18 protein-coding genes and 4 pseudogenes are annotated in these 23,519 nt (G+C 58.5%); 11 read left to right on the plus strand and 11 right to left on the minus strand.

What is annotated here, in order from left to right; genetic code table 11:
* Window positions 1–119: 119 nt before the first annotated feature.
* The 4 genes from AKV04_RS23730 to AKV04_RS23745 all read right to left on the minus strand — a co-directional run bounded on the left by AKV04_RS23730 (window position 120) and on the right by AKV04_RS23745 (window position 6,034).
* The gene (locus AKV04_RS23730; RefSeq protein ID WP_054008887.1) at window positions 120–2,129 is read right to left on the minus strand and encodes a GumC family protein; all 2,010 of its coding nucleotides are present in this window, start codon (window positions 2,127–2,129) and stop codon (window positions 120–122) included.
* A gap of 399 nt (window positions 2,130–2,528) precedes the next feature.
* Window positions 2,529–3,686, minus strand: coding sequence for an O-antigen ligase family protein (locus AKV04_RS23735; protein ID WP_162232937.1), 1,158 nt, complete (start codon window positions 3,684–3,686; stop codon window positions 2,529–2,531).
* 97 nt (window positions 3,687–3,783) lie between these two features.
* Window positions 3,784–5,040: a glycosyltransferase gene (locus AKV04_RS23740; protein WP_054008889.1), complete on the minus strand. Its 1,257-nt coding sequence runs from the start codon at window positions 5,038–5,040 to the stop codon at window positions 3,784–3,786.
* 43 nt (window positions 5,041–5,083) lie between these two features.
* Entirely contained in the window at window positions 5,084–6,034 is a 951-nt protein-coding gene (locus tag AKV04_RS23745; RefSeq protein ID WP_054008890.1) for a hypothetical protein, read from the minus strand.
* 501 nt (window positions 6,035–6,535) lie between these two features.
* On the opposite strand from AKV04_RS23745, the gene AKV04_RS23750 reads away from it, so the two are divergent.
* Genes AKV04_RS23750 through AKV04_RS23760 form a run of 3 tightly spaced genes read left to right on the plus strand, consistent with a single transcriptional unit; the run spans window position 6,536 to window position 10,328 of the window.
* Window positions 6,536–7,381: an AAA family ATPase gene (locus AKV04_RS23750; RefSeq protein WP_162232938.1), complete on the plus strand. Its 846-nt coding sequence runs from the start codon at window positions 6,536–6,538 to the stop codon at window positions 7,379–7,381.
* Window positions 7,378–8,802 (plus strand): MATE family efflux transporter, encoded by a 1,425-nt coding sequence (locus AKV04_RS23755; RefSeq protein WP_054008892.1) that lies wholly within the window; start codon window positions 7,378–7,380, stop codon window positions 8,800–8,802. Before AKV04_RS23750 ends, AKV04_RS23755 begins: the two co-directional genes overlap by 4 nt.
* On the plus strand, window positions 8,799–10,328 hold the full coding sequence (locus AKV04_RS23760) for a nucleoside/nucleotide kinase family protein (RefSeq protein ID WP_054008893.1): 1,530 nt from the start codon (window positions 8,799–8,801) through the stop codon (window positions 10,326–10,328). Before AKV04_RS23755 ends, AKV04_RS23760 begins: the two co-directional genes overlap by 4 nt.
* Window positions 10,329–10,736: 408 nt before the next feature.
* Here AKV04_RS23760 and AKV04_RS23765 read toward each other — a convergent pair whose 3' ends face one another.
* A complete protein-coding gene (locus tag AKV04_RS23765) occupies window positions 10,737–11,267 on the minus strand; it encodes a LuxR C-terminal-related transcriptional regulator (protein WP_054008894.1) in 531 nt (176 codons plus the stop codon).
* 624 nt (window positions 11,268–11,891) lie between these two features.
* On the opposite strand from AKV04_RS23765, the pseudogene AKV04_RS25865 reads away from it, so the two are divergent.
* Window positions 11,892–12,364 (plus strand): annotated as a pseudogene (locus AKV04_RS25865) (IS5 family transposase); the annotation flags it as partial.
* Here the strand turns inward: AKV04_RS25865 and AKV04_RS23775 are convergent.
* Together AKV04_RS23775 and AKV04_RS26565 are read right to left on the minus strand one after the other, a co-directional pair.
* Window positions 12,341–13,300 carry an IS481 family transposase gene (locus AKV04_RS23775; RefSeq protein ID WP_054009031.1) on the minus strand — a complete coding sequence of 320 codons (960 nt, stop codon included), beginning with the start codon at window positions 13,298–13,300 and terminating at the stop codon, window positions 12,341–12,343. The pseudogene AKV04_RS25865 and the gene AKV04_RS23775 overlap by 24 nt on opposite strands.
* A 281-nt stretch (window positions 13,301–13,581) precedes the next feature.
* Entirely contained in the window at window positions 13,582–13,746 is a 165-nt protein-coding gene (locus AKV04_RS26565; RefSeq protein WP_162232934.1) for a hypothetical protein, read from the minus strand.
* A gap of 213 nt (window positions 13,747–13,959) precedes the next feature.
* Here AKV04_RS26565 and AKV04_RS23785 point away from each other — a divergent pair, with 213 nt between their 5' ends.
* From AKV04_RS23785 to AKV04_RS23800, 4 genes are all read left to right on the plus strand, one after another.
* The gene (locus AKV04_RS23785) at window positions 13,960–14,913 is read left to right on the plus strand and encodes a glycine betaine ABC transporter substrate-binding protein (protein ID WP_054008897.1); all 954 of its coding nucleotides are present in this window, start codon (window positions 13,960–13,962) and stop codon (window positions 14,911–14,913) included.
* Between the two features lie 86 nt (window positions 14,914–14,999).
* Complete coding sequence (locus tag AKV04_RS23790) at window positions 15,000–16,064, plus strand: ATP-binding cassette domain-containing protein (RefSeq protein WP_328287168.1); 1,065 nt, start codon at window positions 15,000–15,002, stop codon at window positions 16,062–16,064.
* Window positions 16,064–18,076, plus strand: coding sequence for an ABC transporter permease (locus AKV04_RS23795; RefSeq protein ID WP_054008899.1), 2,013 nt, complete (start codon window positions 16,064–16,066; stop codon window positions 18,074–18,076). Before AKV04_RS23790 ends, AKV04_RS23795 begins: the two co-directional genes overlap by 1 nt.
* Window positions 18,077–18,096: 20 nt before the next feature.
* Complete coding sequence (locus tag AKV04_RS23800; protein ID WP_054008900.1) at window positions 18,097–19,518, plus strand: amidase; 1,422 nt, start codon at window positions 18,097–18,099, stop codon at window positions 19,516–19,518.
* On the opposite strand, the gene AKV04_RS23805 is transcribed toward AKV04_RS23800, so the two are convergent.
* The gene (locus AKV04_RS23805) at window positions 19,502–20,335 is read right to left on the minus strand and encodes a helix-turn-helix domain-containing protein (RefSeq protein WP_054008901.1); all 834 of its coding nucleotides are present in this window, start codon (window positions 20,333–20,335) and stop codon (window positions 19,502–19,504) included. The two genes, AKV04_RS23800 and AKV04_RS23805, sit on opposite strands and share 17 nt — an antisense overlap.
* Before the next feature lie 212 nt (window positions 20,336–20,547).
* A pseudogene (locus AKV04_RS23810) lies at window positions 20,548–20,919 on the minus strand (IS3 family transposase); the annotation flags it as partial.
* Between the two features lie 78 nt (window positions 20,920–20,997).
* Between AKV04_RS23810 and AKV04_RS27405 the strand changes: the two are divergent.
* Window positions 20,998–21,138 carry a transposase gene (locus tag AKV04_RS27405; RefSeq protein ID WP_407638492.1) on the plus strand — a complete coding sequence of 47 codons (141 nt, stop codon included), beginning with the start codon at window positions 20,998–21,000 and terminating at the stop codon, window positions 21,136–21,138.
* A pseudogene (locus tag AKV04_RS27410) lies at window positions 21,114–21,666 on the plus strand (integrase core domain-containing protein); the annotation flags it as partial. The gene AKV04_RS27405 and the pseudogene AKV04_RS27410, both read left to right, overlap by 25 nt.
* A gap of 18 nt (window positions 21,667–21,684) precedes the next feature.
* Here AKV04_RS27410 and AKV04_RS26415 read toward each other — a convergent pair.
* Window positions 21,685–22,399 (minus strand): annotated as a pseudogene (locus AKV04_RS26415) (IS3 family transposase); the annotation flags it as partial.
* Between the two features lie 157 nt (window positions 22,400–22,556).
* Entirely contained in the window at window positions 22,557–22,847 is a 291-nt protein-coding gene (locus tag AKV04_RS26570; protein ID WP_054008903.1) for a hypothetical protein, read from the minus strand.
* 76 nt (window positions 22,848–22,923) lie between these two features.
* Between AKV04_RS26570 and AKV04_RS26575 the strand changes: the two genes are divergently transcribed.
* On the plus strand, window positions 22,924–23,493 hold the full coding sequence (locus AKV04_RS26575) for a GMC oxidoreductase (RefSeq protein ID WP_054008904.1): 570 nt from the start codon (window positions 22,924–22,926) through the stop codon (window positions 23,491–23,493).
* The last annotated feature ends 26 nt before the right edge of the window (window positions 23,494–23,519 follow it).

The following is a 23,519-nucleotide window of genomic DNA, read 5'->3' on the forward strand; positions in this document are numbered from 1 at the left end:
TTCCGACTATTATGAGTAGGCTTAAGAGCCTTCGGGGTAGCAATCGCCTGCAGTAACCGAGCGCAGCACCTGAACGCTCCTACCGGGTGTATGCGGTTGATGCAGAGACTGCCTCCTCTTCACGCGGGCGCCGACGCCATTGCGACAGGTTCGCTGTAGCCGCCACGCCGATGCGCGTGCAGATCCACCTGATTGACCACAACTGCAATCGGAATGCTTTGCGCCGTTGCCGAGGAGGCACGCAGCTGTTGCACCGCGGCAAGGGCCGTTCCCGCCTCGGTCACGCCCCAACGCACCGTGAAGATGACGCGATCCACCATCAACGCTAGAAGTCGAGTTTCGGTGGCTCCGCCCACTGGCGCACTGTCGATCAATATGCAGTCGTAATTCTGCCGCAGCTGTTTCAGCAGACCCGAAAAATCCTCGTTTAACAGCACCGTGAGTGGATCCAAATACAAGCGCGGCATGGTCAGATAATCGATGCCATCTTTCTTTGTCGTCCGGATCATGGCTTCCCATGTTGGCTCGTTCGCACGGGTTTCAGCGCCGGGCGTCTTGTCGCGTTTGTCCTTATCAACAAGCGCTGACATTGGGGCATGACGCAGATCGAAATCGATCACCAAAACCCGCTGCCCCAGCCGCTCTGCAAAAGCAGCCAAGCTGCGCACAAGCGTGGATTTGCCGTCTCCCAAAGCGCTGGAAGTCACAAGGATACTGCGCGCCGAACCTCGGGTTGCCGCAACATAGACCGAACGGATCGCCTCGGTATAGGGCGCATAGGGTTCGTTGCGCAGCAGTTGCGACATGTTTGCGCGCACGCGACTCGAGATGGCTGGCACCATGCCGATGCAAGGCGCGTCGAGGGTTTCTTCGACGTCACGTTCACTGCGTAAGCGCTGGTCGAGCCGCTCGAACAGAACCGCAAGAAAACCGCCGATAAGAAGCGACGCAATAAGCGCTGGCGCCACGAAAAGCAGCGGATTTGGCGAACTGGGAAGATCGGGCACATCGGCCATACTGACAACGCGCACGGAGAGGCGAACACTGCCCTGACCCTGGAGATCATCTTTCTGGCGCTGCAGATTCTCATATGCCTCGCCAGCCGCATTCGCCTCGCGTTCCAGTTCGCGCAGACGGATCCACGCGGGCGTCGTCTTGGCATTCGCCTCTTGCAGGGTGGTCAGTTGCTTCTCGATATCACTCAAGCGCGCTGCGACCGCATCACGGCCCAACGTCAGTTGTGTGATCTCAAGCTGCTGATCTTCGCTCAACGGCTGGGTAGCATCACTGTCCGTATTATCCAGCTGATCCGTCGCCGCGACGCGCGCAAAGCCAGTTGGGATCTCAGTGCCTCCCTCGGAGGCGCTGCGGTGTTGAGCTTTGAGGTTCTCGAGCTGCACGTCGCGCGCGGCCAGATCGGACTGCGCGATGATCAGTTGCCGGGTGAATTCTCCAATCTGTTTGTCGTTCGGATCAGAGCCAGCGGCATCGGCCAAGCCAAATTTGATTTTATGTTCGCGCAGAGCGCCCTCGGCCTGATCGATCCTTGCAAGCGCGTCAGGCATGCGATCGGATACCGAACGCAAAGCTTGCGCACGCGCCTCACGCTGAAAGTCAGACTCGTGATCAAGATAGAGTTTGACTGCGCGATTTGCCGCAAGTGCAGCCGTTTCAGGATCGGTACTGCGAAAGGTGACCGCAACCAGACGCGACTGGCGCTCCTTGTAGACGTTCAGGCCCTGATCGAGCGCGTTGTAATCCAGCACTGACGGTGCGGAAGTGGTTGGCATTTTGATGGTATCGCTTTGAGTAGGCTCCGCCAACGCAACCGTTCCGGTCGAGCCGGGATCAAGTTCAAAGCTCTTTGTCAAGCGGCGCAAATGGCCAGGCGAGTTCAGCATTTCGACCAGCGTGTCCACCGCAGCGTCTTCGGAGCGCTCGGGCCCGATCTGCGCCTCTGCCTGGTAGAGCAGCTGCGCCTTCGCCGTGTAATAGGGCGGAAGGGTTAGCCCGATCGCCGTGGCAGCGGCACCACCCAAAAGTACAATCGAAGCGATGAAACCGCGGCGCCGCCGCAGCAGCAACATGATCTGGCTAAAGTGCAGATCGTTAGAACGGCGATGGATCATAGTAAAATACCTTCACGAAAAGAGCCGCGTAGAGGACAGGTCGCGCTAACAAGAACCAACGTGCAATTGCCAAACCAACGGCCAGTAGAGTCACCGTATGACGCGGTGGCCAATCGACATCGGAAACATTGATCTAGGATTCCTCCGCGGCAAAGCTTCAACGTTAATTTCTATCTTTTACAGGGCCTTTACGCGCCATCTGACTCTCGCACCGTCTTTGGCGCGTATGTGGCAATATGACTTGGTTATCGCACGGCCTGAGACATGCGCGAAGCACCATACGGAGTAAGAACACTAACCCCAAAGAGGTGGTGGGCTATTAGTTTCCTAATAATTTTCGTTCATGGCGCTGTCATCCGCCTTGCTATGAAATAGCGCAACCGCCTTTGCACGCGCCGATTACTGGGTTGCGCGCCGCGCCGACAAACGGGGTGATAGGCTTTCGACCGATCGCGTCATACTGAGCAGGCAGAGCACGATTCCGAACCAGAAAATCGGTTGCCGCAAGACGTAGTGAAACATGCTGAACACTAAAAGCCCGGCAACAAGCCCCGCCAACGCCGGATGTCCCGCTCGCGCTACGGCGAACAAGGCTGTGAATGATATCCAGACAAAAGCGACCATCGCCACAATGCCACCCTGAGTGAGCAGATCGAGAAGGGTGTTGTGAACCTCGAATTTGTCAGGTGGAGGGCGTTTGAAGGACTTGCTGGTCAGATGCGGGCCGGGGCCGAAACCAACAAGCCCCGACTGGATACCCTTATCAATGGCCTCGGCCCATAGATGGAGCCGGGTGTCACCCTGCTCATTGTCAGCGTAGACCTCATTAGAGACGCGCTCGATGCTGCTGAGCGCCGCGGATGCGAACGGCACCGAAATGATGATAGCGAGTGGCAGCGCCAAAAGCCCAAGCGCAACCGCCGCTCCGCGCAGGGTAGGAGCCATCTCTGTATCTTGCAGCCAGGCCACGGATTTCAAGGTGATAAACAGCCCGCCCGACACGATAAGTCCGATAACGAAACTGTCGCTGCGAGACATCAGCCCAGCCACGAATGCGGGCACAATGGCACTTAAGGCTTGCAAGCTCTCGATTTTATTGGCGGCCTGATCTGCGAGATGCAGGCCCATAAGCGTGATGAAAAGCGCAAAAAAACCGAGCTGGTTGGGGTTTTCGGCCCATCCCCTCAGACGGTCCCAGTACCAAGGATCAACCCCCGGCATGGGTATTTTCCCCAAGCCGCCGCCGATTTGCAGGATCAGCGATATGCTGCCAATCACGACAATGCGCCAGCTGAGCTGACGTCTTTCCGCCGTGTCAGACAGCGTAAGCGCCATCATCGCGCTAAAGCTAAACACGAAGGCATATGCGATAGCATCGCGAAGCATGCCGTCATAGTCTTGAAAGGGTTCCACCACCAGACCCACGGTCATCCCTACGCACAAGCTAACCACCATGACAAACCAAAAGCACAAAACCCGAGTCAGCGCTGGGTTCAGGATCAGCGGACGCGACAACAGTTGGCGCAGACCGGCAAGGCACAACCAGACCAGCAGCACGATCTCTCCTGGCCCCAAGGGAAGCCCGCCGACGCGCAGTTGCGTCGCGGCTGAGATCACCAATCCGAGTGCCAGAAGTGTTGCGATCATGGCTGTCTCATTCGTCGGTGTCGGGCAGTGATCGCGCAGCCGAGTTGTAAGACCTTGCGGTGGCGACCGGTGCAAGTTCCCGTTCCCCGGTCGGGATCGGAACAATGGCACCCGGATGAGATCGATTTGCCAGCAACGCGTGATACAAAGCCGCATGGCGCTCGGCGCCGCCTGCGACCGAAAAATTTGCACGAACCCGTTCTGGCAGCCGGGCTGCCATTGCGGCGCTTTCGTCGCGGTGAACCAAAGCTGCCAGAATTTGCTCGGCCAGCTTTTCTGGCGAACGCGGCGGCACCACCCTGCCAGTCACCCCGTCCTCGATCACTTCCAGGCAACCGGGCATGCTGGTCGAGATGATTGGCAGTCCGGCCAAGGCGGCCTCAAGCAGAACCCGTGGAACCCCTTCCGAGTATTCTGTCGGAAAGGCAAAGACATCAGCCATCCGCAGCAGAGCGGGCACATCTGTCCGGGGGCCAATGGCGATCACCGTAGGCGCATACTCCGCAAGCTCGACCTCGGAAATCGCCAGTGGGCCTTCGCTGTCGCGCGGACCTACCAGCAGAAACCGCACGCCACGGCGCTGCCGACGCACCAGATCGGCGGCCTTCAACAGCGCGGGTATTCCCTTCTGACGCGTGATCCTTGAGACGGTAATGACCACCTCGGCATTCCCCAGCCCGAGTTCGGCGCGCAGGGCGGCAGGAGTCGCCGCGCCGTGCAACGCATGCTCGAAACCTTCGGGATCAATGCCGCCACCACCCGCCGGGATCAGCACTGCCTGCGCGCCGGCAATGCCATAGTGTTCGAAAAACGCACGGTCAGTTCGGTTTTGAAACACGGTGGCATTTGTGCGCCGCGCCGCAAACCCGTGCAATGCCCGATAGACAAGCCTCGCGCACATGGCGACAGGAGAACGCGACGAATAGACCCAACCCCGCCCGCAAATCGTGCGGATCACCGGCAAATCAGGGTTTTGCGCAGCAAGCGGCAACATCAGGCACGGCTTGGTGTCAAAGCCCTGCGCGATATCAGGTTGCAATCGCGCGAGGATATCGCCCAGACGGCGGATCGCGCGCCAGTCGCTGAGTGGAGAGATGAAGCGATCAAAGGGAAACTGCACGAATTCAATCCCTGCGCGCTCGTAGGCCGCCCCACCTCCGCTTGCAGCCATACTGACCCGAAAGCCCTGATCGCGCACCGCGCGAACGAAAGGCAGGCGCAGATCCGAGTCGACCCCGGCGATGAACAGGATATGGGCGGTCATGATGGCAATTCCTTTCGGCAAAACAGTACGACATGCAATGCGATCATCTCATCGACGCGAAATACCTCGCGTAAAGCGTTTGAAGGTCTGGATAATCGCTGCCATCTGCAGTGGAGAGGCTTGGGCAAGCTTGCTGCGCTTGCTCGCCCCACGAGTAAGTCATGTCGAAAGGACGCGTCTGCGGTGGCAACAGTTTGTCCCAGATCGCGAAAACCTCGATCATCTCCTCCTCGGTGGGCAGCCGATACCATTTCCTCTCTGCAGCCGAGCAGGCCTGACCAAAGGCCTGAAAAACTGGCACCAGCCGCTCAATGGGAATTCCTGCGGAACGCGCGCGCCCAACCCGCTCGGCGATCTTGTCCATTTCGCAGCGGGGCTTTTTCGTGTTGCAAGGATAGACCACGACGCCAATCAGATCGGCCGCATTGGCCAATTGCGCAAATTCTGCCGGAAATTTGAAACCACCGCTCACCGCAATAAAGCTGCGTCCGTCGGGATCGTTTTGGTGGATCAATGCGGTGCGCTCGGCAATTTGCTGCGGAGCCTCCGGGCAAACGGCTGGATGCGGCGTGTCCGCGATGAAATAAACACCGCTGAACTTGGGATTGCCATGCGCCGCGCGCACGATTGCCGCTGTCTCATCATCGCTGGTTTGCCAAGAACAGAGCGCGTTATTGTAGTTGCGCATCCATAAGATACCCCTAGTGCCATCTGGCAGCGCGTCGAGCGCCGCAACCGTTGAGACATCGGCGAGGTTGAAGCCGATCGCCACGGCTTGCAGAAAGTCTTTGCGGTGATTTACCGTGAAATGCAGCCGCACATTCTCGCCAATGGCGCGGCTCGCCGTTGCCTGCCACAACCACCCCGTCATACCGACGATGGTGATCAGCAGCAGCTTCCACACTTTGTGTGATGTCAGTACTTTGTGTGATGTCGGGGCAATTTTATCAGCACTGAATCGGCCCAGATCGGACCCTGACGCAGAATAGCGCATTGCAGTCTCCCTTTGAAATAGCGGGAAAATGCCGTTGTCAGGCAAGGAGGGAATTCGACAACCCGCGCCAAATCCCAAGCAGGCCCCAACATTGGGTTCGCCCTCATATTAATTTCGCCAAAGACAGGCCTAAGACACCCGGTTCCGAAAATTCGGACTGGTCAGGCAGTATCCCGCGGCCAACTGCGTCTCGACAGTGTTCATATGGGTAGAGGCTAACTCTTGAGAGGTAGAAACCCCCTTCTTGAGGGTATCACATGCAAACGATCTACTCTTAAGAGTTCTTTCACCGCCACGTCGCGGGGCGCTAGGCTGGTATAGCTAAAAGAGTTTTTTGGAATTTGGAAGTTGGAAGGTTGCTATGGATTTCGACCTATTTCCGTTTTGCCCGTTAGACAGGCAGAAAATTAAAAATCCTGGTCCTGACGTCGCTATGGTCTGCCTATACAATCTCGTAAGATGGCAACCCTCTAGGGCTGCTTGGTTTTCGCGGTGGGTGCCGTGACTCTCGGCGGCAGTTCTTTGGAACAGATCCGGGGCCAATCGACGCAAAATATCCAGATGCCGTGTGCGAACGGCAGTGCCTCCCAGAGGCAGGAGGCGGTTGACAGCTTAGGCGAACGGATCACCATTGAAATCTTTGGGCCGCCAGGAGCCGGGAAGACCACGCTCGCGCGTGCGGTGGCGGCGGATTTGGCGCTTCATGGTCTGGCAGTGCGGCTTGCGATCAGCGCGCGTCCAGAGGAATCCGGGGCGGGTCGCAGATCTGCACTGGCGTCGAGGCTCTCCAAACTGGGGGGTGCTGTGTCGCAAATCATTTGGAGCGATTCAGTGACGGAGGCTCTGCTGCAGTTGATGCCCCTGCTACACTGGTCGGCTTCACTGCGTCGCCGCCGCTACATCGCGGGGCTGGCGCGATTGGCCTCCGTGGATGGGCTATTGGTGCAGGACCAAGGCTATCTCTGCGCAATTGCAGGCTTGGCGCTCGACTCCAAGCGCTCTGATGATCGGGTGCTGGCGCGGGCGCTCGATGTGGTTCCGCTTCCCAATATTGCAGTGAGGCTGTGCGTTTCACCCGATATCTCTGGGATAAGGCTTGGTCAAAGACATGCAAAGCAAGGTTTTGCGGCGCGAGCGCTTGAGCGCCCGCCCGCGGACACCAAAGGTCTCGACGATATTTTTGCTGCGATTTATGCCAAGTTGCAGAAGCGGAACCTTTGCGTCCTTCAAGTCTCTGGCAGAGATCAAAACGACCTCGAGTCCGCTGTGGCATTGATTACCACTACTGCTCTGGCACTTGGCCAAGCGCGCCGACTCGCGCGATCACATGGGGCAATCCTCCCATGAAGGTTGATGTGATACAGAAGGCAGATGCCACTTTGCCACAGCACCATCCTGAATCGGCATTGGCCGGCGTTCGACTGCTGACAACCAGTTCCTACGCTTTCTTGGTTCTGGTGGCGGGAGCCGCGCTGAGTTTTGGTGTGCAACTGGGAACCGTGCGCCTGATCGGAGCCGAGAGCTTCGGGATCTTTGCCTATGTGATCGCTTGGGTAACTATGCTTGCCTATATTTCCACGCTTGGGCTTAGCACCTCGCTGCTGCGCTTGCTGCCGACCTATCGCGTGCAGGGTGACTGGGCGCGGGCGCACGGCGTGATGCGCTTCGCGTTTCGAGGCGGGACCTTGGCCGGGATTGCAGTGGCAGCACTCGGGATCGGAGCAGAGCGTTTTCTGCTTCACGCACAGGGCGAACTTGCACGTGCCTTGCTGATCGGAGCCATTGTAGTGCCGCTGATGACGCTCCGGCTGATTGGGGCTTCGGCACTGCGCGCATTTGGCGCAATCATCGTGTCGATGCTGCCAGAACGGATATTGCGCGACTCTGTCGGCTTCCTGATCCTCGCGGCGCTGGTGCTTGGCGGTCTTGCGCCGCCCGACGCAGTCACCGCAATGGCCTCGACCCTTGCGACGGCGTTCATCACTGTGCTGTTCATCCAGCGGTTCCTGATCGGTCGAAAGCCAAGGGAACTGGTTTCCGCCGCACCTTGCTATGCAATACGCGACTGGCTGCGCCCCGCCGTTTCACTCACGCTTATCATGTTGGCCGACACAATCATGTCGCGTGCTGGCATTCTGATCATCGGGTTGCGAAATGACACGCTAGGCGCCGGGATTTTTGCCGTCGCCTTCAACCTTGCCCAGTTGGTGGCCCTGCCTCGTATGGCGCTCTCTGCGCTTTTTGCGCCGACGGTTTCTGCGCTTTATGCCCGAGGAGACATGGTGGCACTGCAACGACTGATGGCGCGATCTGCGGCGCTGTCACTTGCCTCCACGCTCGTGGTCGCGCTGCCGTTGATCGCCGGAGCGCCAATTCTTCTGCCTTGGTTCGGGCCGCAATTCGTCACAGCCGGGCCGGTACTTATTGTTTTGGTCCTTGGGCAACTCGCGGCGGCGGCGGCCGGGCCACAGCAGCACCTTTTCACTATGACAGGTCACGAACGGCAGGGCGCTACTCTGATGGCAACAGCTGCCGCGGCCACAATCCTTGGCGCGGCCCTGCTTGTGATTCCATTCGGCATGATGGGTGTCGCTGTGGCAACGACTCTCAGCATGATCGGCTGGAATATCGGCATGGCAATTTTCCTGTCCCGCCGTTTTAAGCTGCGTCCTGGCCTCGCCTGCGGCGGAAATCTATCACTTAAAGCTGTGGCAGTGACATTTTCACGGTTGGGCAAAGCAGTCTTGAAAATGCGGGGGCAGTCATGAATGAAGCATTGCGCAATCAGAATATAGACGGTGCACAGAGCACTCAGACAGGACACGGTGGGTCAGAGCCTGGCCTGATCCGAAATCTGGCTGCGGCATTGAAGCAACGTCAGGTGTGCTACTGCCATTGGAAAAGCAATATCCGACTGGGCGACAGTCTCAGCGGTAAGGAAGATTTGGATCTGCTGGTGTTGCGCTCTGATGCCACGCAGTTCTTTGAGGCATTGATTGACTGCGGATTCAAGCTCGCCCGGTCACGGGATGGCGGTGGTCACCCCGGAGTTTTACATGCCTTTGCGCTGGATCCGAACAGTTTGCGGCTGGTACATGTCCATGCCTATTTCCAGATCGTGACCGGCGACAGTCTGGTGAAAAGCTACCATCTGCCGCTTGAAAAAACCCTACTCGCGAACCTGAGAGAGTTGATGGGTATTCCGGTGCCCGTCGCCGAGGCCGAATTGGTGGTGTTCTTGCTTCGTATTGCGCTCAAGCACACCAGTTTGGTTGAGTTCTACATGGTGAACCGGCATTATTCGGATGTTCCTCGCGAACTCGCTTGGCTGCGGGATCAAGCAGATGAAACCGTTGCCAAGCAGATTTGGGCAGAGTGCGTTCCAGCTGCGCGCGAGGGAGAGTTCGAGGCGGTGATCGCAGCCATCGCCAATTCTGCGCATAAAATTGCGCGCATTCGGATCGGCGTCGGGCTGGCGTGGCGGCTGCGAGAATGGCGACGCTTGGGCTATTTCGCAGGGTTTGCCTCGCGTTTTCGCCGCATCGGCATGTTGGTTGCATCCCGCCTGCGGAGACACAAGTCAGTGAGCCTTGTCTCGGGCGGCGCGCTTGTCGCCATGATCGGTCCAAAGGCGAGCGGCAAGTCAACGCTTGGAGCAGCCTTGGAAGATCGGCTTGGTAAACAACTTGATGTGCGCCGGGTCCATATCGGCAAACCGCCAGCAACTTTGCTTTCAGCGCCGTTCAGACTGCTGTTGCCGATGCTGCGCCGCCTGCTTCCGGGCGAGCGTTCGGGGCAATACCAGAAGCCGGAACGTCGTGTGGAATTGAATTTCTCATATGCCTATGTGGTGCGCATGCTGTTGCTGGCCTACGACCGCAGAACTCTGCTCTTTAAGTCGCGGCGTTTGGCGACGGCTGGCGCTGTCGTCATCACGGATCGTTATCCTCCCTCGGGGATTGGCGCTATTGACGGCAGGCAGTTTGGCGAGGCAGCCATCGCGGCTTGTGGATCGCGATGGAAGGCGGCGCTAATGCGGCTGGAAGCAAAGCTTTATGACGATCTTCCTAAACCGGATCTGGTGATTCGACTGGCTGCGCCGATCCAGACCACGCTGCTGCGCGATGCGTCCCGGTGTAAGCTTGACGGTCCAGATCCCGACAGTGTTCTGCGGCGACGGGACCTTGAGACGATGGCAGAGATTGCGGACATTCCAGTTCTGGTGATCAATACCGATGGGCCGCTGGAACAGTCAGTCGCAGAGGTTCTATATGCAGTATGGGGGGGACTTTGAAATAAACATCCTCCAATGCCCAGCATCAATATTGCCATCCATTCTTACCAGGTATCTTGTTTTATCGATGAAGCCCATGGATAACATTAATATGGCAGTGACAATATGAGTAATTTTGAGATTCGCAATGAATGCGTCAATTTCTAAAGTTACGATTCAAGAATTTTCTTGCGGGGGTAAGTAGTATTCGGGTTGGGGATCATCATATTTTACCAGAGAAATATACGGTTCGCTCATTGCAATGATCGCGAAATTCTGAATTATTCACTCTGGCGAGCGGTTCGACCGAGCGAACAATCAAGAACTGCACATATTTAAGAATAATTTATTCACCTAAGACAACTATTTTCGAACCTGTGCTTGCTGCATAGGAGGCCCTTTCATACTCGCATTAATATCAAGCGCGAACTAATGTCTTTCCATGCTTGACGCTCCGTCGAGTGGCGGAAATTTCAGAACTCCCTCAATCTTCTTACTTGCTAAATCATCAAAATAGGGTTTGGCTTCTATGCCTTGTGCCAAAAGTGCTGCATCTGTTCTGTTTCGTGATCCCGTTTTGCGTAAAATTGCCTTCACATGGACTTTGACCGTCGACTCTGAAATGCCAAGATCACGGGCAATGACTTTGTTTGCCAAGGCCGTCGAAAGTAAAGCTAGCACCCGCATCTCACTCGCCGATAGCGCCTCAAGCGCTGCAGTCTTAGGTCTTAATAGCGTAACAGAAGAGGTTTTGACGGGTGTCTCAAGCGGCAGGGGCGGAAAGACCCGCTCGCCGAGTATCAACAGCTCAATTGCTTTTGGAAATGCTGTGATGTGGATTGTTTCAAGTATAAAGCCATCAAATTCAGCCTTAATTGCATCCCGAATGCGCTCTGGATCAGGAGACTCGCCAATAAGCGCTATCCGCGTCCCGGGATAGGCCTGTCGAAGTTCCATCATGGTATGCTCCCGCGGTAATGCGTTTTTTGCCTGATTTATGAGAATGGCCTCGAGATCAAAAGCTGGTGGAGCGCAGTCGATGGCTTCATCAACCGTTCTCCACCGGTCGACGATGTGAAAGCCTCGCCCATTCAAGGCATGCCTAACGCCTTCACTGGAAAGCGAATTAGGATCCACAATAGATATTTGATATATTTTCCTCACAAAAATTCCTCCATGGCACTGAACACAATTTCAAATATTTCAGCAACAAGGAATAAATAACTAAGGCGAAATAACTTTATACATGAGAAATGAAACTCCTTGGGTGCCACTAAAGTATCAGTGGCAAAAGTGTAACATAAATTAGAGCAAACGTAAACTTGGATTCGTTGCCGTCTGTTCGACCCTCGCAGGTCCTACGTTCGGGTGACGTTGCCAGAGTTTTGCTGCGGAAATGGATCAAATTACAATTTTAGATTGTATTAAATCTGATATCACTAAATCTATACGGGTATCCCCCTCAAAAGGTAAGAGGCTGCAGAAGTAGAATTTTCTCGACAAGATGCTTGAGGAGCCTCAGAGGCTCTGTTGCACAAATCGCGACGGATTCCCTGCACGACTTCTAGGTGTTAGTCGTCATGGATGAGCAAACCCACACCTCTGGCATACCGCACGACGAACTGGCGCAGCTACAACGCAGCTCTCAAGCGGCGCGGATCGCTGCTGGTCTGGTTCGATCCTGAGACGGATTGGCTGGCTGTCCCGAGCGGCAAGCGCGGTTGCTCGGCCACCTTTACCGATGCCGCGATCCAAGCCTGTCTCACGTTAAAGGCGCTGTTTGGCCTACCGCTGCGGCAAGCACAGGGCTGATTGCAAGCCTGCTGGAACTGGCCGACCTGGATTGGCCAGTGCCGGATTTCGGCACGCTGTCCCGTCGCCAAAAGGGTCTGGATGTCGCCATTCCCTACCGGCCAAGCACAGGTGCGCTGCACCTCTTGATTGACAGCACCGGGATCAAGGCCGAAGGCGAAGCCGCGTGGTTCGCCAAGAAACATGGGCTCTCCAAGCCACGCCAATGGCGCAAGGTTCACCTAGGTGTTCAGTCCCGGCATCTGGTGGATCGGATCCAGGATGAATCGATCTGGCTCCGATGTCCAGATTTTGCAGATGTATTCGTAGGGCGTGAGACCATTCAGGGTCTTGAGCCTCCGCGCGAAGTTGTAGGCCGCCAGGAAGTCGGCGAGGTGTGTTCGCAGCTGATCGTGGGTTTCGTAGTGGAAGCGTTTCACCGTCGCGTCCTTGATCGTCCGGTTCATCCGGTCGACCTGGCCATTGGTCCACGGGTGGTTGGGCTTGGTCAGCCGATGCTCGATCCCGTTGGCTTCGCAGATCAAGTCGAAGCGCATAGGCCGGGAATAGATTGTGTTGCGGTTCCGGGGTTGCTCGGCGAACTGGATGCCATTGTCGGTCAATATGGTGTGGACCTTATACGGCACGGCTTCGAGCATGTGCTGCAGGAACTCCCAAGCCGTTTTTCTGTCAGCCGTTGCAACGAGTTGAGCGACAGCGAACTTGGCTGTCCGGTCGATGCCGACGAAGAGGTAGAGCTTGCCTTCAGCGGTCTGCACTTCGGCGATGTCGATGTGAAAGAACCCAATGGGGTAGCGCTTGAACTTCTGGCGCTTGGGCTTGTCGCCTTCGACATCCGGCAGGCGCGAGATTCCATGCCGCTGAAGGCACCTGTGTAGCGCTGACCGCGTCAGTTGCGGGATCGACGGCTGCAAAGCATAGAGACAATCGTCAAGTGGCAGGAGCGTGTGGCGCCGGAACGCGACGACCATCGCCTCCTCGGCCTCCGTCAGCACTGTGGACCGCGGTTCCATCGGCCCGGTCTTCATATCCTCAACAGTCGCCCGCTTCCGCCACTTCGCAACCGTCTTCGGATTGATACCGAGCTCCCGGCTCAACTGCGCGAGCGAAGCTTGCGATCGCTGTATTGCTGCTCTGACGGCGTGCGTGGTCGTGGCGCTCCCGTGACGAACTTGTCCCATAATGCTTCCTTCCATTCCTGAGAAAGGATCGCACCATCAAACCGTGGGATCAAACAAGATCCTTATAGGCCGGGAACCGCGCGGACTTCGTGTTCGGCCTTCAACAGTTGTGACAAGATCGGCACCCAATCGTCGGGCAAACGATCCCCCGGATCATTTGCTGACCCTGCTCATACATCAAAGGCTGGTGCGCTTTGCTCAATCAAATCGGTGACGGCTCGGGACATGCCATACATCTTCAGGCTGCGTGAGCCATAATGACGATGGCGGCACTTGCAGGATCATGACGCATGGCGGCCCCCGGCAATCTGGGCGCGCAGGCCGTCACAGCGTTCGACATTGGCCTTGGGTTCACGGCGCAGGATCAGCGCTGCGGCGTATCCAGTGGTGGCCCGCCAACCACTTTGCCATCCACCAGCCGGTGCACCAGATTCGTTCTGTCGCACGCAGGTGTCCTCGTGCTGAAGCACACGGATCTACAGGACCTTGGTGGTTCGCAGTTGGCGGACTACACGCCAATCTGTAGACATTTGTCGCTTTTGGAGCGACATATAGCGACTCCTAAACATTCCCACTTGCAACCTGATTTCGGTATTCTGGCCTTAATCTGGAATCTGCGCTCTGCGGTACGGCAGAGGCGAAACAGCAAGGGGACTAGGATGAAAGCATTACTCTTTGGTAGACTGAGCCGAATTGTCGCGACGACAGCAATCGCGCTCGTTCCACTGACAGCTCTGGCTGCCGACACTGATCCGACGATCAAGCTGACGGTCATCAATTCGTCTGAAACGGACGTTCCGACCTATATCCTTGGCCATGTCCTGCAAAAGGCGGGTTTCAAGGTTGAATTCGTGTCGGCCGACTACACGGCGGGACTGACTGGGCTTCAGCAAGGGGATCTGCACACCTTCATGTGTTGGGACACGACCTGGGACGCTTGCCAAGAGGCAGTCGCCACCGGCGATGTCATCAACGCAGGATCGTCCGGGATCGCCGTGCATGAAGGCTGGTGGTATCCGAGCTATCTCGAAGCCATGTGCCCCGGCCTGCCCGACTACAAGGCGCTGCTACAGGAAGGCTGCATCAAGGCGCTTGCAACGGCCGAGACCGAACCGAAGGCGCAGTTTGTCGCGGCCCCGGCGGATTGGATCACCTATGTCGATGAAACCATCGACGCGTTTGGCCTGCAAGTGCAGCCGATCACTTCGGGCAGCTCCGGCGCACTGATCGCCACTTTGAAAGGCGCCTATGACCGCAAGGAACCGATCATGGGGTGGGGGTATAGCCCGCATTGGTTCTTCGACAAAGCCGAGGGCAACTATGTGCAGTTCCCCGACTATGAGCCGGCCTGCTTCACCGACCCGGCTTGGGGGCCGCTGCCCGACAAGACCCATGACTGCAAGACGCCCTCTGGCTTCCTGTGGAAGCTGATGAACCGCGACATCTCGATCGAGGCCCCGGCGGCGGCGCGGATCTTCTACCTGTTCACCCTTGATGCAAAGACCGTTGCGGATGGGATGGAGAAGATCGACGTCAGCGGCGAAAGCTATGACAAGATGGCCGAGGATTGGGTCAATGCCAACGAAACCGTCTGGCGCGCCTGGCTGAAATAGCAGCTGCCATCTGAATTTGACAAACGGGGCGCCGAGATCCTTGTCCGGCGCTCCACCATTCACAAGAGCATCCGGCCACTTGAAACGTGCCGGACCCCAAGCAGCAGGACACTGACCCAGCCATGCCCGACACTTCTTCGATCATCCGTTGCCGCAACGTCTGGAAGCTCTATGGCCCCGGCACTGATGCAACGCGCGATCTGTCCGCAGCAGAGCTGAACGATACGTATCTGCAGACCCACCGGCTGGTGCCAGCAGTGCGCGATGTGACGCTCGACATCCAGAAGGGCGAAATCTTCGTGATCATGGGTCTGTCCGGCTCGGGCAAGTCGACACTGGTGCGCTGCATGACAGGACTGGTGGACACGACCAGAGGCGACATGCTCATCGGCGACGACAATCTGACCGGGATCGACGCCCGCAGGCTGATCGACATCCGGCGACGCAGGATCAGCATGGTTTTCCAGGATTTCGCGCTGTTGCCGCATTTGACCGTCCTTGACAATATCGCCTTTCCGCTCCGGGTTCAGGGTAAGGGCCGCGATGCCCGGCTGGCGCGGGCGCGTGAACTTGCCACACTCGTCGGGCTAGATGGCCGCGAAGACCGGTTCCCGCATGAGCTGTCCGGTGGCCAGCAGCAGCGGGTCGGCATCGCCCGCAGCCTGACAACTGACCCGGAAATCTGGTTTCTGGACGAACCCTTCTCGGCACTTGACCCCCTGATCAGGCACGAGATGCAGGATGAATTCCTGCGTCTGCAGGGCACGCTGCACAAGACAATCGTCTTCATCACCCACGATTTCGAGGAGGCAATCCGTATCGCCGACCGCATCGCGATCATGCACAATGGCCGCGTCGTTCAGATTGATACGCCCGAGGGGCTGATCCTGAACCCCGCAGATGCCTATGTCGCCGAGTTCACACGCAAAATTCCGCGCCATAGGGTCATGCGCGCGGGATCACTCGCCCAGCCGGTCACGCCGCTGGCAGAGGGGACACCAGTCAGCGCAACGGCTCTGCTGGCCGACATCGCGCCGCGAATCCTGTCATCCGACAGGCCGGTGCCGGTAGCAGACGATCAGGGCACCATCATCGGTGCAATCGACAGGCAACAGGTCATCGCGACGATCTTCGGCACCGGGGCGGTATAATGAGTTCCACAATTCTGCGCAGGCCACAGGTGCTGATTGCATCGGCCGTCCGGTCCCCCAAAAGCCTGATCGTCGTGCTTGGCGTGATCTTGGTCATCAGCCTGTTTCCTGCGCTGCGGGAAACCCTGCCCGACTGGGCAGTCCGCTTGCCGAAAGCATGGCTGCCCGATCTGGCCGGCCCGATCAACCGCTTCTTCGTTTGGCTGTCGCGCAAAGCCGAGATCGGGCCGCTCCGGGTGAAAGATATCAGCCGAGGGCTGGCCGCCGTGATTGAGATGCCGCTTTCCCTGGTGCAAGGGCTGCTGGTCACGGGGCTGGAACTGCCGCTGCCATTGCGAAAGGGTTTGCAGTTGAACGCCCTGCCATGGTGGGCGCTGACGGCGGCACTGACCATCTTCGGGCATTGGGTGGCCGGACGTCGCGCGGCGGCGCTGGTGCTGGCAAGCTGCCTTTATTTTCTAGGGCTCAACCTGTGGGACGAGGCGATGCTGACGCTGGCCTCGGTGGGCATCGCGGTTATTATTGGCACGATTTTGGGTGTGCTTCTGGGATCTGCCGCGCATCGCTGGCCGCAGCTTGATCTGGTGTTGAACCCGACCTACGACGTGATGCAAACCTTGCCGGTCTTTTCCTATCTGGTGCCGATCATTCTGTTTTTCGGCTTCGGTCCGGTGGCCGCCCTGATCGCTACGGTGATCTATGCCATGCCACCGATGGCCCGAAACACCACGCTGGCGCTGCGCCGCCTGCCGACGTCAGTAGGCGAGCTTGCCAGCATGTCGGGCTGTTCGCCGCGCCAACGCCTGCTTCTCGTCCTGCTGCCCGCTGCGCGCCAAGGCCTGCTGACCGGGTTCAATCAACTTGTCATGCTGTCGCTGTCTGCTGCCATCATCGCAGCGGTGATCGGCGCGGGCGGACTGGGCAACGTTGTCCTGCAAGGGCTGAAATCCATGCAGCTGGGCCGGGCTTTCGAGGCAGGTCTTGGCATCACGTTGATGGCCATCGTTCTGGACCGGCTGTCGCGCGCCTTTGCGCTGCGCCGACCGAGCCATGGCACGAAAATGACGGGGTGGCGTCGGCATCCGGAGTTGTTCTGTGGGCTTGGGATTCTGGCGTTGGGCTTCGTTGCGGCGCAGGTGGCACCGATGACGCGCGACTTTCCGGCCGTGTTGACCGGGTCCAGCGGCCGGATGCTGGATGATTTTTTCACTTGGGTAAACGTAAGTTTCGCAGGCCCGATCGGGGCGCTCAGAGACGGCTTCGTGCGCCATCTGTTTCGCCCCACCAAGGACGCGCTGTTGTCGCTGCCCTGGATGGCCGTTGTCCTTCTTGTCGCTCTGGCGGCGCATCAGGTGCGGGGTATCGGCCTTGCCCTTGCCACCACGGCGATGCTGTCTTTCATCGCCATCACCGGCTATTGGGATATGGCAATGACCTCGCTCTATCTGGTGACGATCTCGGTTGTGATCGCCGTGCTGATCGGCTTTCCCATCGGGGTGCTTGCTGCCCAGAATCCGCGGTTGGGGCAGGCCACAGCCCTTGTGACCGACACCCTTCAGACGCTGCCCTCGTTCGTTTACCTGATTCCGGTGGTCATGCTGTTTGGCCTTGGGGACTTTCCGGCCATGGTGGCAATCGTCGCCTTCGCACTGCCGCCCGCGATCCGCTATCCAATGGACGGCATCGCCCGGGTGCCGCAATCGCTGACCGAAGCGGCTGACATGGCGGGATGCACACGGTTCCAGCGGTTGATCCATGTGCAGATCCCCTGCGCTCTACCCGAAATCATGCTTGGCCTTTCCCAGACAATCCTGATGGCCTTCGGGATGCTGGTTATCACCGCGCTGGTCGGCACCCGCGGGTTGGAACAGGAAACCCTGATCGCGGTCAGCAAGGCCAAGGTCGGCGAGGGCTTGATCGCCGGGCTCGGCATCTCGTTCCTGTCGATCATCGCGGATCGGCTGATCACCCATGGTAGTGCGCGGCTCCGCCGTCGGCTTGGGCAAGTCTGAAGAGCCGGAAAAGCATAGAAATGGATCGCACCACGCCCCCGCCAAAACGCGCCCGGCTGTCTCATCTGTCTGGCTACCAGCTACGGGAGATGATCCGCAGGGGCGAAATCTCGATTCCCGAACTTGTGGCCGACGGCCTTACTGCCATCGACGAACGTGACGGTGATCTCAACGCCTTCAGCGTGATCTGTCCCGAGCGGGCGCTGGCCGAGGCCGAGGCCGCTCAGAAACAGGTGCAGTCGACTGGCGCGCTGCTGCCGTTGTTGGGCCTGCCGCTTGCCGTGAAGGATTACGAGCCGGTGGCCGGTCTGCCCTTCGCCTGCGGCTCGCGGGTGTTCTCGAACCGGATTGCCGTGCAGGATTCACTGCATGTTGCGCGCCTGCGCGCCGCTGGTGCCATCGTCATCGGCAAGACCAACACCCCGGAATTCACGTTGCTGGGCGAAACCCGAAACGGTCTGGGGCCAGACACCCGCAACCCCTGGGACAGAAACCGCACGCCGGGCGGATCGTCAGGCGGATCAGCCGCCGCCCTCGCGGCGGGCATGGTCGCCTTGGCCACGGGCAGCGACACCGCTGGTTCCATCACCGTGCCCGCCGCTTTCTGCGGCCTTGTCGGACTGAAGCCCAGTCATCGCCGCATCCCGATCTGGCCGGGGTCAGACGACTGGCAGCCTTTTTCCGATGTTGGCCCAATGGCCCGCTGCATAGCCGATCTTGCGCTGATGTTCGCGGCAACCGCCGGTCCTGATCCACACGACCCCCACGCAACACCGATAGCGCCGTCCGGGTCGAACCCCCACCACCTGCGGATCGCCTGGAACACGACCGTGGCCGAGCTGCCGATCGATCCGGCCTGTGCCGCTGCTGCAGAGGATCTGGCCGGAGTATTCGCTGAACTCGGTCACCAAGTGCGCCATGCCGCGCCGCTTTTGCCTGATCCCGGCCCAGTTCTGGATCTTCTCGGCGCAGTCGAGGAATATCGAGCCCGCGGTCATCTGCTCGGCAGCGCGGCGCATATGTTAATGCCTGAAACTCTGGCTATTCTTCAACAAGGTCGCGATGCCGATCCGCAGTCAATCGAGGCCGCCCGCAGCACCCGGCGCAGGATCGTCACCATCTTCCAAACATTCATGGCCGATTACGACCTTTTTATCCTGCCCGCCACCGCCTGCCCCGCCTTTCCGCTGCGTCAGCCGCCCCGCGTCATCGGCGCGCGTGGCGTCGCGCCCGATTGGCCAAGCTACGCCCCCTTCAACATGCTTGCCAATCTGATCGGCTGCCCGGTGGCGACATTGCCGGTGCGCCTGACCTCCTGCGGCCTGCCGGTCGGTGCCCTGGTCTTCGCGAAGTTCGGCCACGACGAACTGCTGCTGTCGGCACTAAAGCAGGCAGAGGACACGCTCGGACCCTTTACGCCGGGGCTCAAATCGTCTCGTTGACCCAGTCGCGGACAACGAACGCACCCTCGTCGGAGCGAACGTCATTGGAGATTGCCGCGCGAATGTCGCGCGGGATCACCGGACTGCCCAACTCATAAAGCCCGGCGCCGGACAGCGCGGCCCGCACGTCGATCTGTTCACCAAGCGCTTCCCAGATTACCCGGTAACAGGCCACATCGCGCTTGGTGCCAGAGCTAACCCCAAGCGTCAGACCCGACATCACAGACGATTGGTCGGCGCGCGAAGGCACCAGAATTGTCGTCCACATCATCTGCCCGATGATCGCCTCGCGCTCGTGGACGATAATGCGTTCGCCGGTGTGATACATCACTCCGGTGTGCTTGAGGATCCGACGCGAACGCCGCTTGACGGCCGAATAGTTCTCGATGGTCTTTACATATACCAACCCGGCACGCGTGAAGACGCTGACCAAGGAACGCAGCACCATATCAGGAAATTCGACGGGCCGCAGATAGCTGTAGTAGAATCCAAGCAAGCTTTCCAACTGGCGGGTTGATCGCGGGTTCACCTTGTTGAGGCCGACGACAAACACACCCAGAGGATCTTGCGCCGCGCCGCTGTTGCGGCGGATGGCGACGATTTCGCGGAACTGGACATGTTCGAGCAGGATCTCGGACTCGTCTACGCCGAAATGATCGCAGATCTTCTGCATCTTTCGGGGCGAGGGACGCGCATCGCCGCTCAGATAGCGGTGGAACTGTTGGCGATTGATCTGCAGACGCCGACACACTTCGGTGATCGAAATCGAGTAGTTGGTCAGCAACCTCAGATTCCGCTGGAAATTGGTCTGGTTCATCTCAGCTCCCGAAGAGTCCCTCTGTCCGTCGTCGAATTATTTGGAACAAGCGGCCTAATTTTGGAGCAGGAGGCTCGGGCTCATCAGGTTCAATCTATGCTGCTTGACGCTGATGGTTCAAGCGGCGGTTTTGGATGGTCTGCTGTTTGATGAGTTTTCTTTCGGCCAGGATGGTGGACCTGCAGCGGTTTCGTTCCGGTCAGGTGCTCATGTTAGGCGGCCCTCTGTTCGAAGGCCACGGGTGATTTCCAGCCCAGGGCAGAGTGTTTTCGGCGCGGGTTGTCGAAGCCGTTGATGTATTCGAAGATGGCGACTTCGACTTTGCGACGGGTTTGCCAGTTGCGGCGCCAGACCAGTTCGGCCTTCAGCGACTTGAAGAAGCTTTCGACGGCAGAATTGTCATAGCAATTGCCTTTCCCGCTCATCGAGGGCGTCAGCACCTGCTTGCGCAGAAGCTTCTGGTGGTCGTGGGCACAGTATTGCGAGCCGCGGTCCGTGTGGTGAATGCAGCCTGGCGGCGGTCTGCGGATCGCGATCGCCCTGTTCAGTGCGCGCAGAGCGAGGTCCTGCTTCATACGGTTGCTGGGGAAGGGTAATCCCCCCCGGAAGTAAGGGTCTGCATAAGTAGAATTTTCTCGGCAAGATGGATGAGGAGATTCTGAATGAAGACAAGCAGATACACTGAGCCGCAGATCCTCGCGATCCTGGGTCAGGCTGAAGGCGGCATGCCAGTGGCCGAGCTGTGCCGAGTGCACGGCATGATGCCATTGCCGGGTAACAGATCAAACCCCGCAAGCGGTTGAAGCGGGACAAACCGGATGCGCTGGCGGTGCCTGAGGCCCCGAACATAACCTCCCTCTGGCGCATGAAGACATGCGCTGCCGGGCAACGGGTCGATGGGCTTCATGGCGGAACGCCTGGCGGATGGCCGGGCGTTCCGGCTTCTGAACGTGCTGGATGACTTCAACCGCGAAGGGTTGGGGATCGAAGTCGATGTCTCATTGCCCGCCGAGCGCGTCATCCGAAGTTTGGATCGGATCCTGGAATGGCGGGGAAGGCCCAGCACCATAAGGGTCGACAACGGCCCAGAATACATCAGTGGCAAGCTTATGATATGGGCCGAGAAACGGGGCATCACCATTCAGCACATCCAACCCGGCCAGCCGCAACACAACGCCTCCATCGAGCGCTACTACCGCACCGTCCGGCATGAATGGCTCGACCAATACATCATCGAAACCATCGAGGAAGCCCAAGACCACGCCACCCAATGGCTCTGGACTTACAACAACGACCGCCCGAACATGGGCAACCGCCAGATAGACCCAGCCTTCACGGGTCCATATTTAAGTGATGTCCCCCGCCCATTTCTGGTTGGGTCCGCTCGTCGCAAAGTCTTGTCGCAAAAGATTCGGCGCGATGTTGAAGGCGTGGTCGCTGTCGGTGGTGCGCTTGAACTTTCGGCTGCGGATGACCTGGATGCCGTTCTGGCGCATAAGTCGCCCGACGCGGCGCTGGCCGACACGAAAGCCCAGCTCGTTCAGCTCCGCGGTCATACGAGGTCTGCCGCAGCTGCCCAAGCTCAGCCGGTGCTGATCGCGTATATCGGCGAGGAGCACCATGTCCCGTCGCTGACGGTGCGAAGGGGCCCCCTCTCACGGTTTGCAGGCAAACCGTGAGAGGGCAACGGGTGCTTCCACGCATGGAGCCCACGCTCGGTCACGCCCATCAGACGGCACAGATGGCCGCGCGTGAGACTGCCGCGATACTCGGCAATATACTGGAACCTCTCGGCTTTTAAGCCGCGAAGAACATCGCCGCTTTTTTTAGAACCTCCCTCTCCTCCCGGAGTATGCGGTTACCTTTGCGAAGCCGGTCGTTCTCGCGCAGAAGCTCAGCATCCTGTGCGGGCACCTTAGCCTCTTCGGCAATAGCCCGAATCCACTTGCCGAGCGTCGAAAGCCCGATCCCCAAATCAGATGCAACCTGACGCATGCTCAGACCGCTGGTCTGCGCGATCCGAACCGCATCTCGTTTGAACTCGTCGCTGTGTCGTGCTGCCATATCCAGTCTCCTTCATGGCGATCATCGCTCTCAGAAGACCGGAACGAAACCGGTGCAGGTCCAGGGCGATGCCCGGTCGATTGAGCTGCGCTTGGTGCAATCGTCGAACCCGTCCATCGACACGTCAATCCGCGCCGGTATCGCGCCTTTAACCAAATTAAAGTCCCGCTGAACCTTCGGGTCCATGGATTGCCTCGGCCACGGCGTCCTGGCCTTTGTTCATGCCGGCATTGTCATTCGTGAAACCGCCAAAGGCATCGAAGACGAATTTGTGGTTCGGGGTGGCGGTCGGCGACGGGAAGCACAGGAAATCCACGCCGGGCTTCATGCCTTTGGCCAGAAACTCACCCTTGGCCCAATCCCCCATGATCTGCATGCCCGCTTGACCCATTGGCACAAGGTTGGTCGCCGCAGCCCAATCGCACCCGGTATAGCCATCGTCATGCAAGCCGCGAATCTGGCCCAGAAGATCAAAGACCTTGATCCTCTCGGGGCTGGAAAGCGCGGTCCCATCCAGATCAATCGTGGCTTTTTTTGTAGAAATCCTGGCCGTTTACATCGGCGACCATGCTTTCCCAGATCTCTTCGATCTGCCAGCTTTCGTCGCTCATCGCGATCGGGATGACCCCGGCGGCTTTCCGCCTCTGGGCATTGGCGATCAACTCCTCCCAACTGGTGGGTTCAGTGATCCCGTTCTTGTCGAAGATGGCCTTGTTGGCCCGAACTATTTCAGCGATCCCTATGATCTGGATGCCCTCACCGATGCTGGGTTTTTCGCGATGGAGGCGATGGATCAGCCCGAGATGCGGCGCTACATCGCCCAGCGCCAAATCCCCGGCCCAGCGATCACCCGCGACGGTTTCCGGCGCTTTTGCCAGACCGAGGTCCATGCAGCTTTGCATCCGGTGGGCACCTGCCGGGCTGACAGCGACGCGATGGCCGTGGTGGATCCGCAGTTGCGGCTGCATAGCATAACTGGCTTACGGGTCGCGGATGCTTTGATGATGCCGCAGCTGATTTCCGGCAATCCGAACGCGGTTTGCATCATGATCGGGGAAAAATCAGCTGATCTGATCAAGGCGGCGCAAGCCTGACACCCCGCTGTGCGGGGCCAAACGCC

The organism is Cypionkella psychrotolerans, from assembly GCF_001294535.1.
Classification (GTDB): Bacteria; Pseudomonadota; Alphaproteobacteria; order Rhodobacterales; family Rhodobacteraceae; genus Cypionkella; species Cypionkella psychrotolerans.

Excerpts from the sequence above, each read along its gene's own strand:
- AKV04_RS23795 (WP_054008899.1), top strand. The coding sequence starts at position 16,064 with ATGAGTTCCACAATTCTGCGCAGGCCACAGGTGCTGATTGCATCGGCC.
- AKV04_RS23740 (WP_054008889.1), bottom strand. The coding sequence starts at position 5,040 with ATGACCGCCCATATCCTGTTCATCGCCGGGGTCGACTCGGATCTGCGC.
- AKV04_RS23760 (WP_054008893.1), top strand. The coding sequence starts at position 8,799 with ATGAATGAAGCATTGCGCAATCAGAATATAGACGGTGCACAGAGCACT.
- AKV04_RS23730 (WP_054008887.1), bottom strand. The coding sequence starts at position 2,129 with ATGATCCATCGCCGTTCTAACGATCTGCACTTTAGCCAGATCATGTTG.
- AKV04_RS27405 (WP_407638492.1), top strand. The coding sequence starts at position 20,998 with ATGAAGACAAGCAGATACACTGAGCCGCAGATCCTCGCGATCCTGGGT.
- AKV04_RS23765 (WP_054008894.1), bottom strand. The coding sequence starts at position 11,267 with ATGATGGAACTTCGACAGGCCTATCCCGGGACGCGGATAGCGCTTATT.
- AKV04_RS23775 (WP_054009031.1), bottom strand. The coding sequence starts at position 13,300 with ATGGGACAAGTTCGTCACGGGAGCGCCACGACCACGCACGCCGTCAGA.
- AKV04_RS23805 (WP_054008901.1), bottom strand. The coding sequence starts at position 20,335 with ATGAACCAGACCAATTTCCAGCGGAATCTGAGGTTGCTGACCAACTAC.
- AKV04_RS23800 (WP_054008900.1), top strand. The coding sequence starts at position 18,097 with ATGGATCGCACCACGCCCCCGCCAAAACGCGCCCGGCTGTCTCATCTG.
- AKV04_RS23785 (WP_054008897.1), top strand. The coding sequence starts at position 13,960 with ATGAAAGCATTACTCTTTGGTAGACTGAGCCGAATTGTCGCGACGACA.
- AKV04_RS23755 (WP_054008892.1), top strand. The coding sequence starts at position 7,378 with ATGAAGGTTGATGTGATACAGAAGGCAGATGCCACTTTGCCACAGCAC.
- AKV04_RS23745 (WP_054008890.1), bottom strand. The coding sequence starts at position 6,034 with ATGCGCTATTCTGCGTCAGGGTCCGATCTGGGCCGATTCAGTGCTGAT.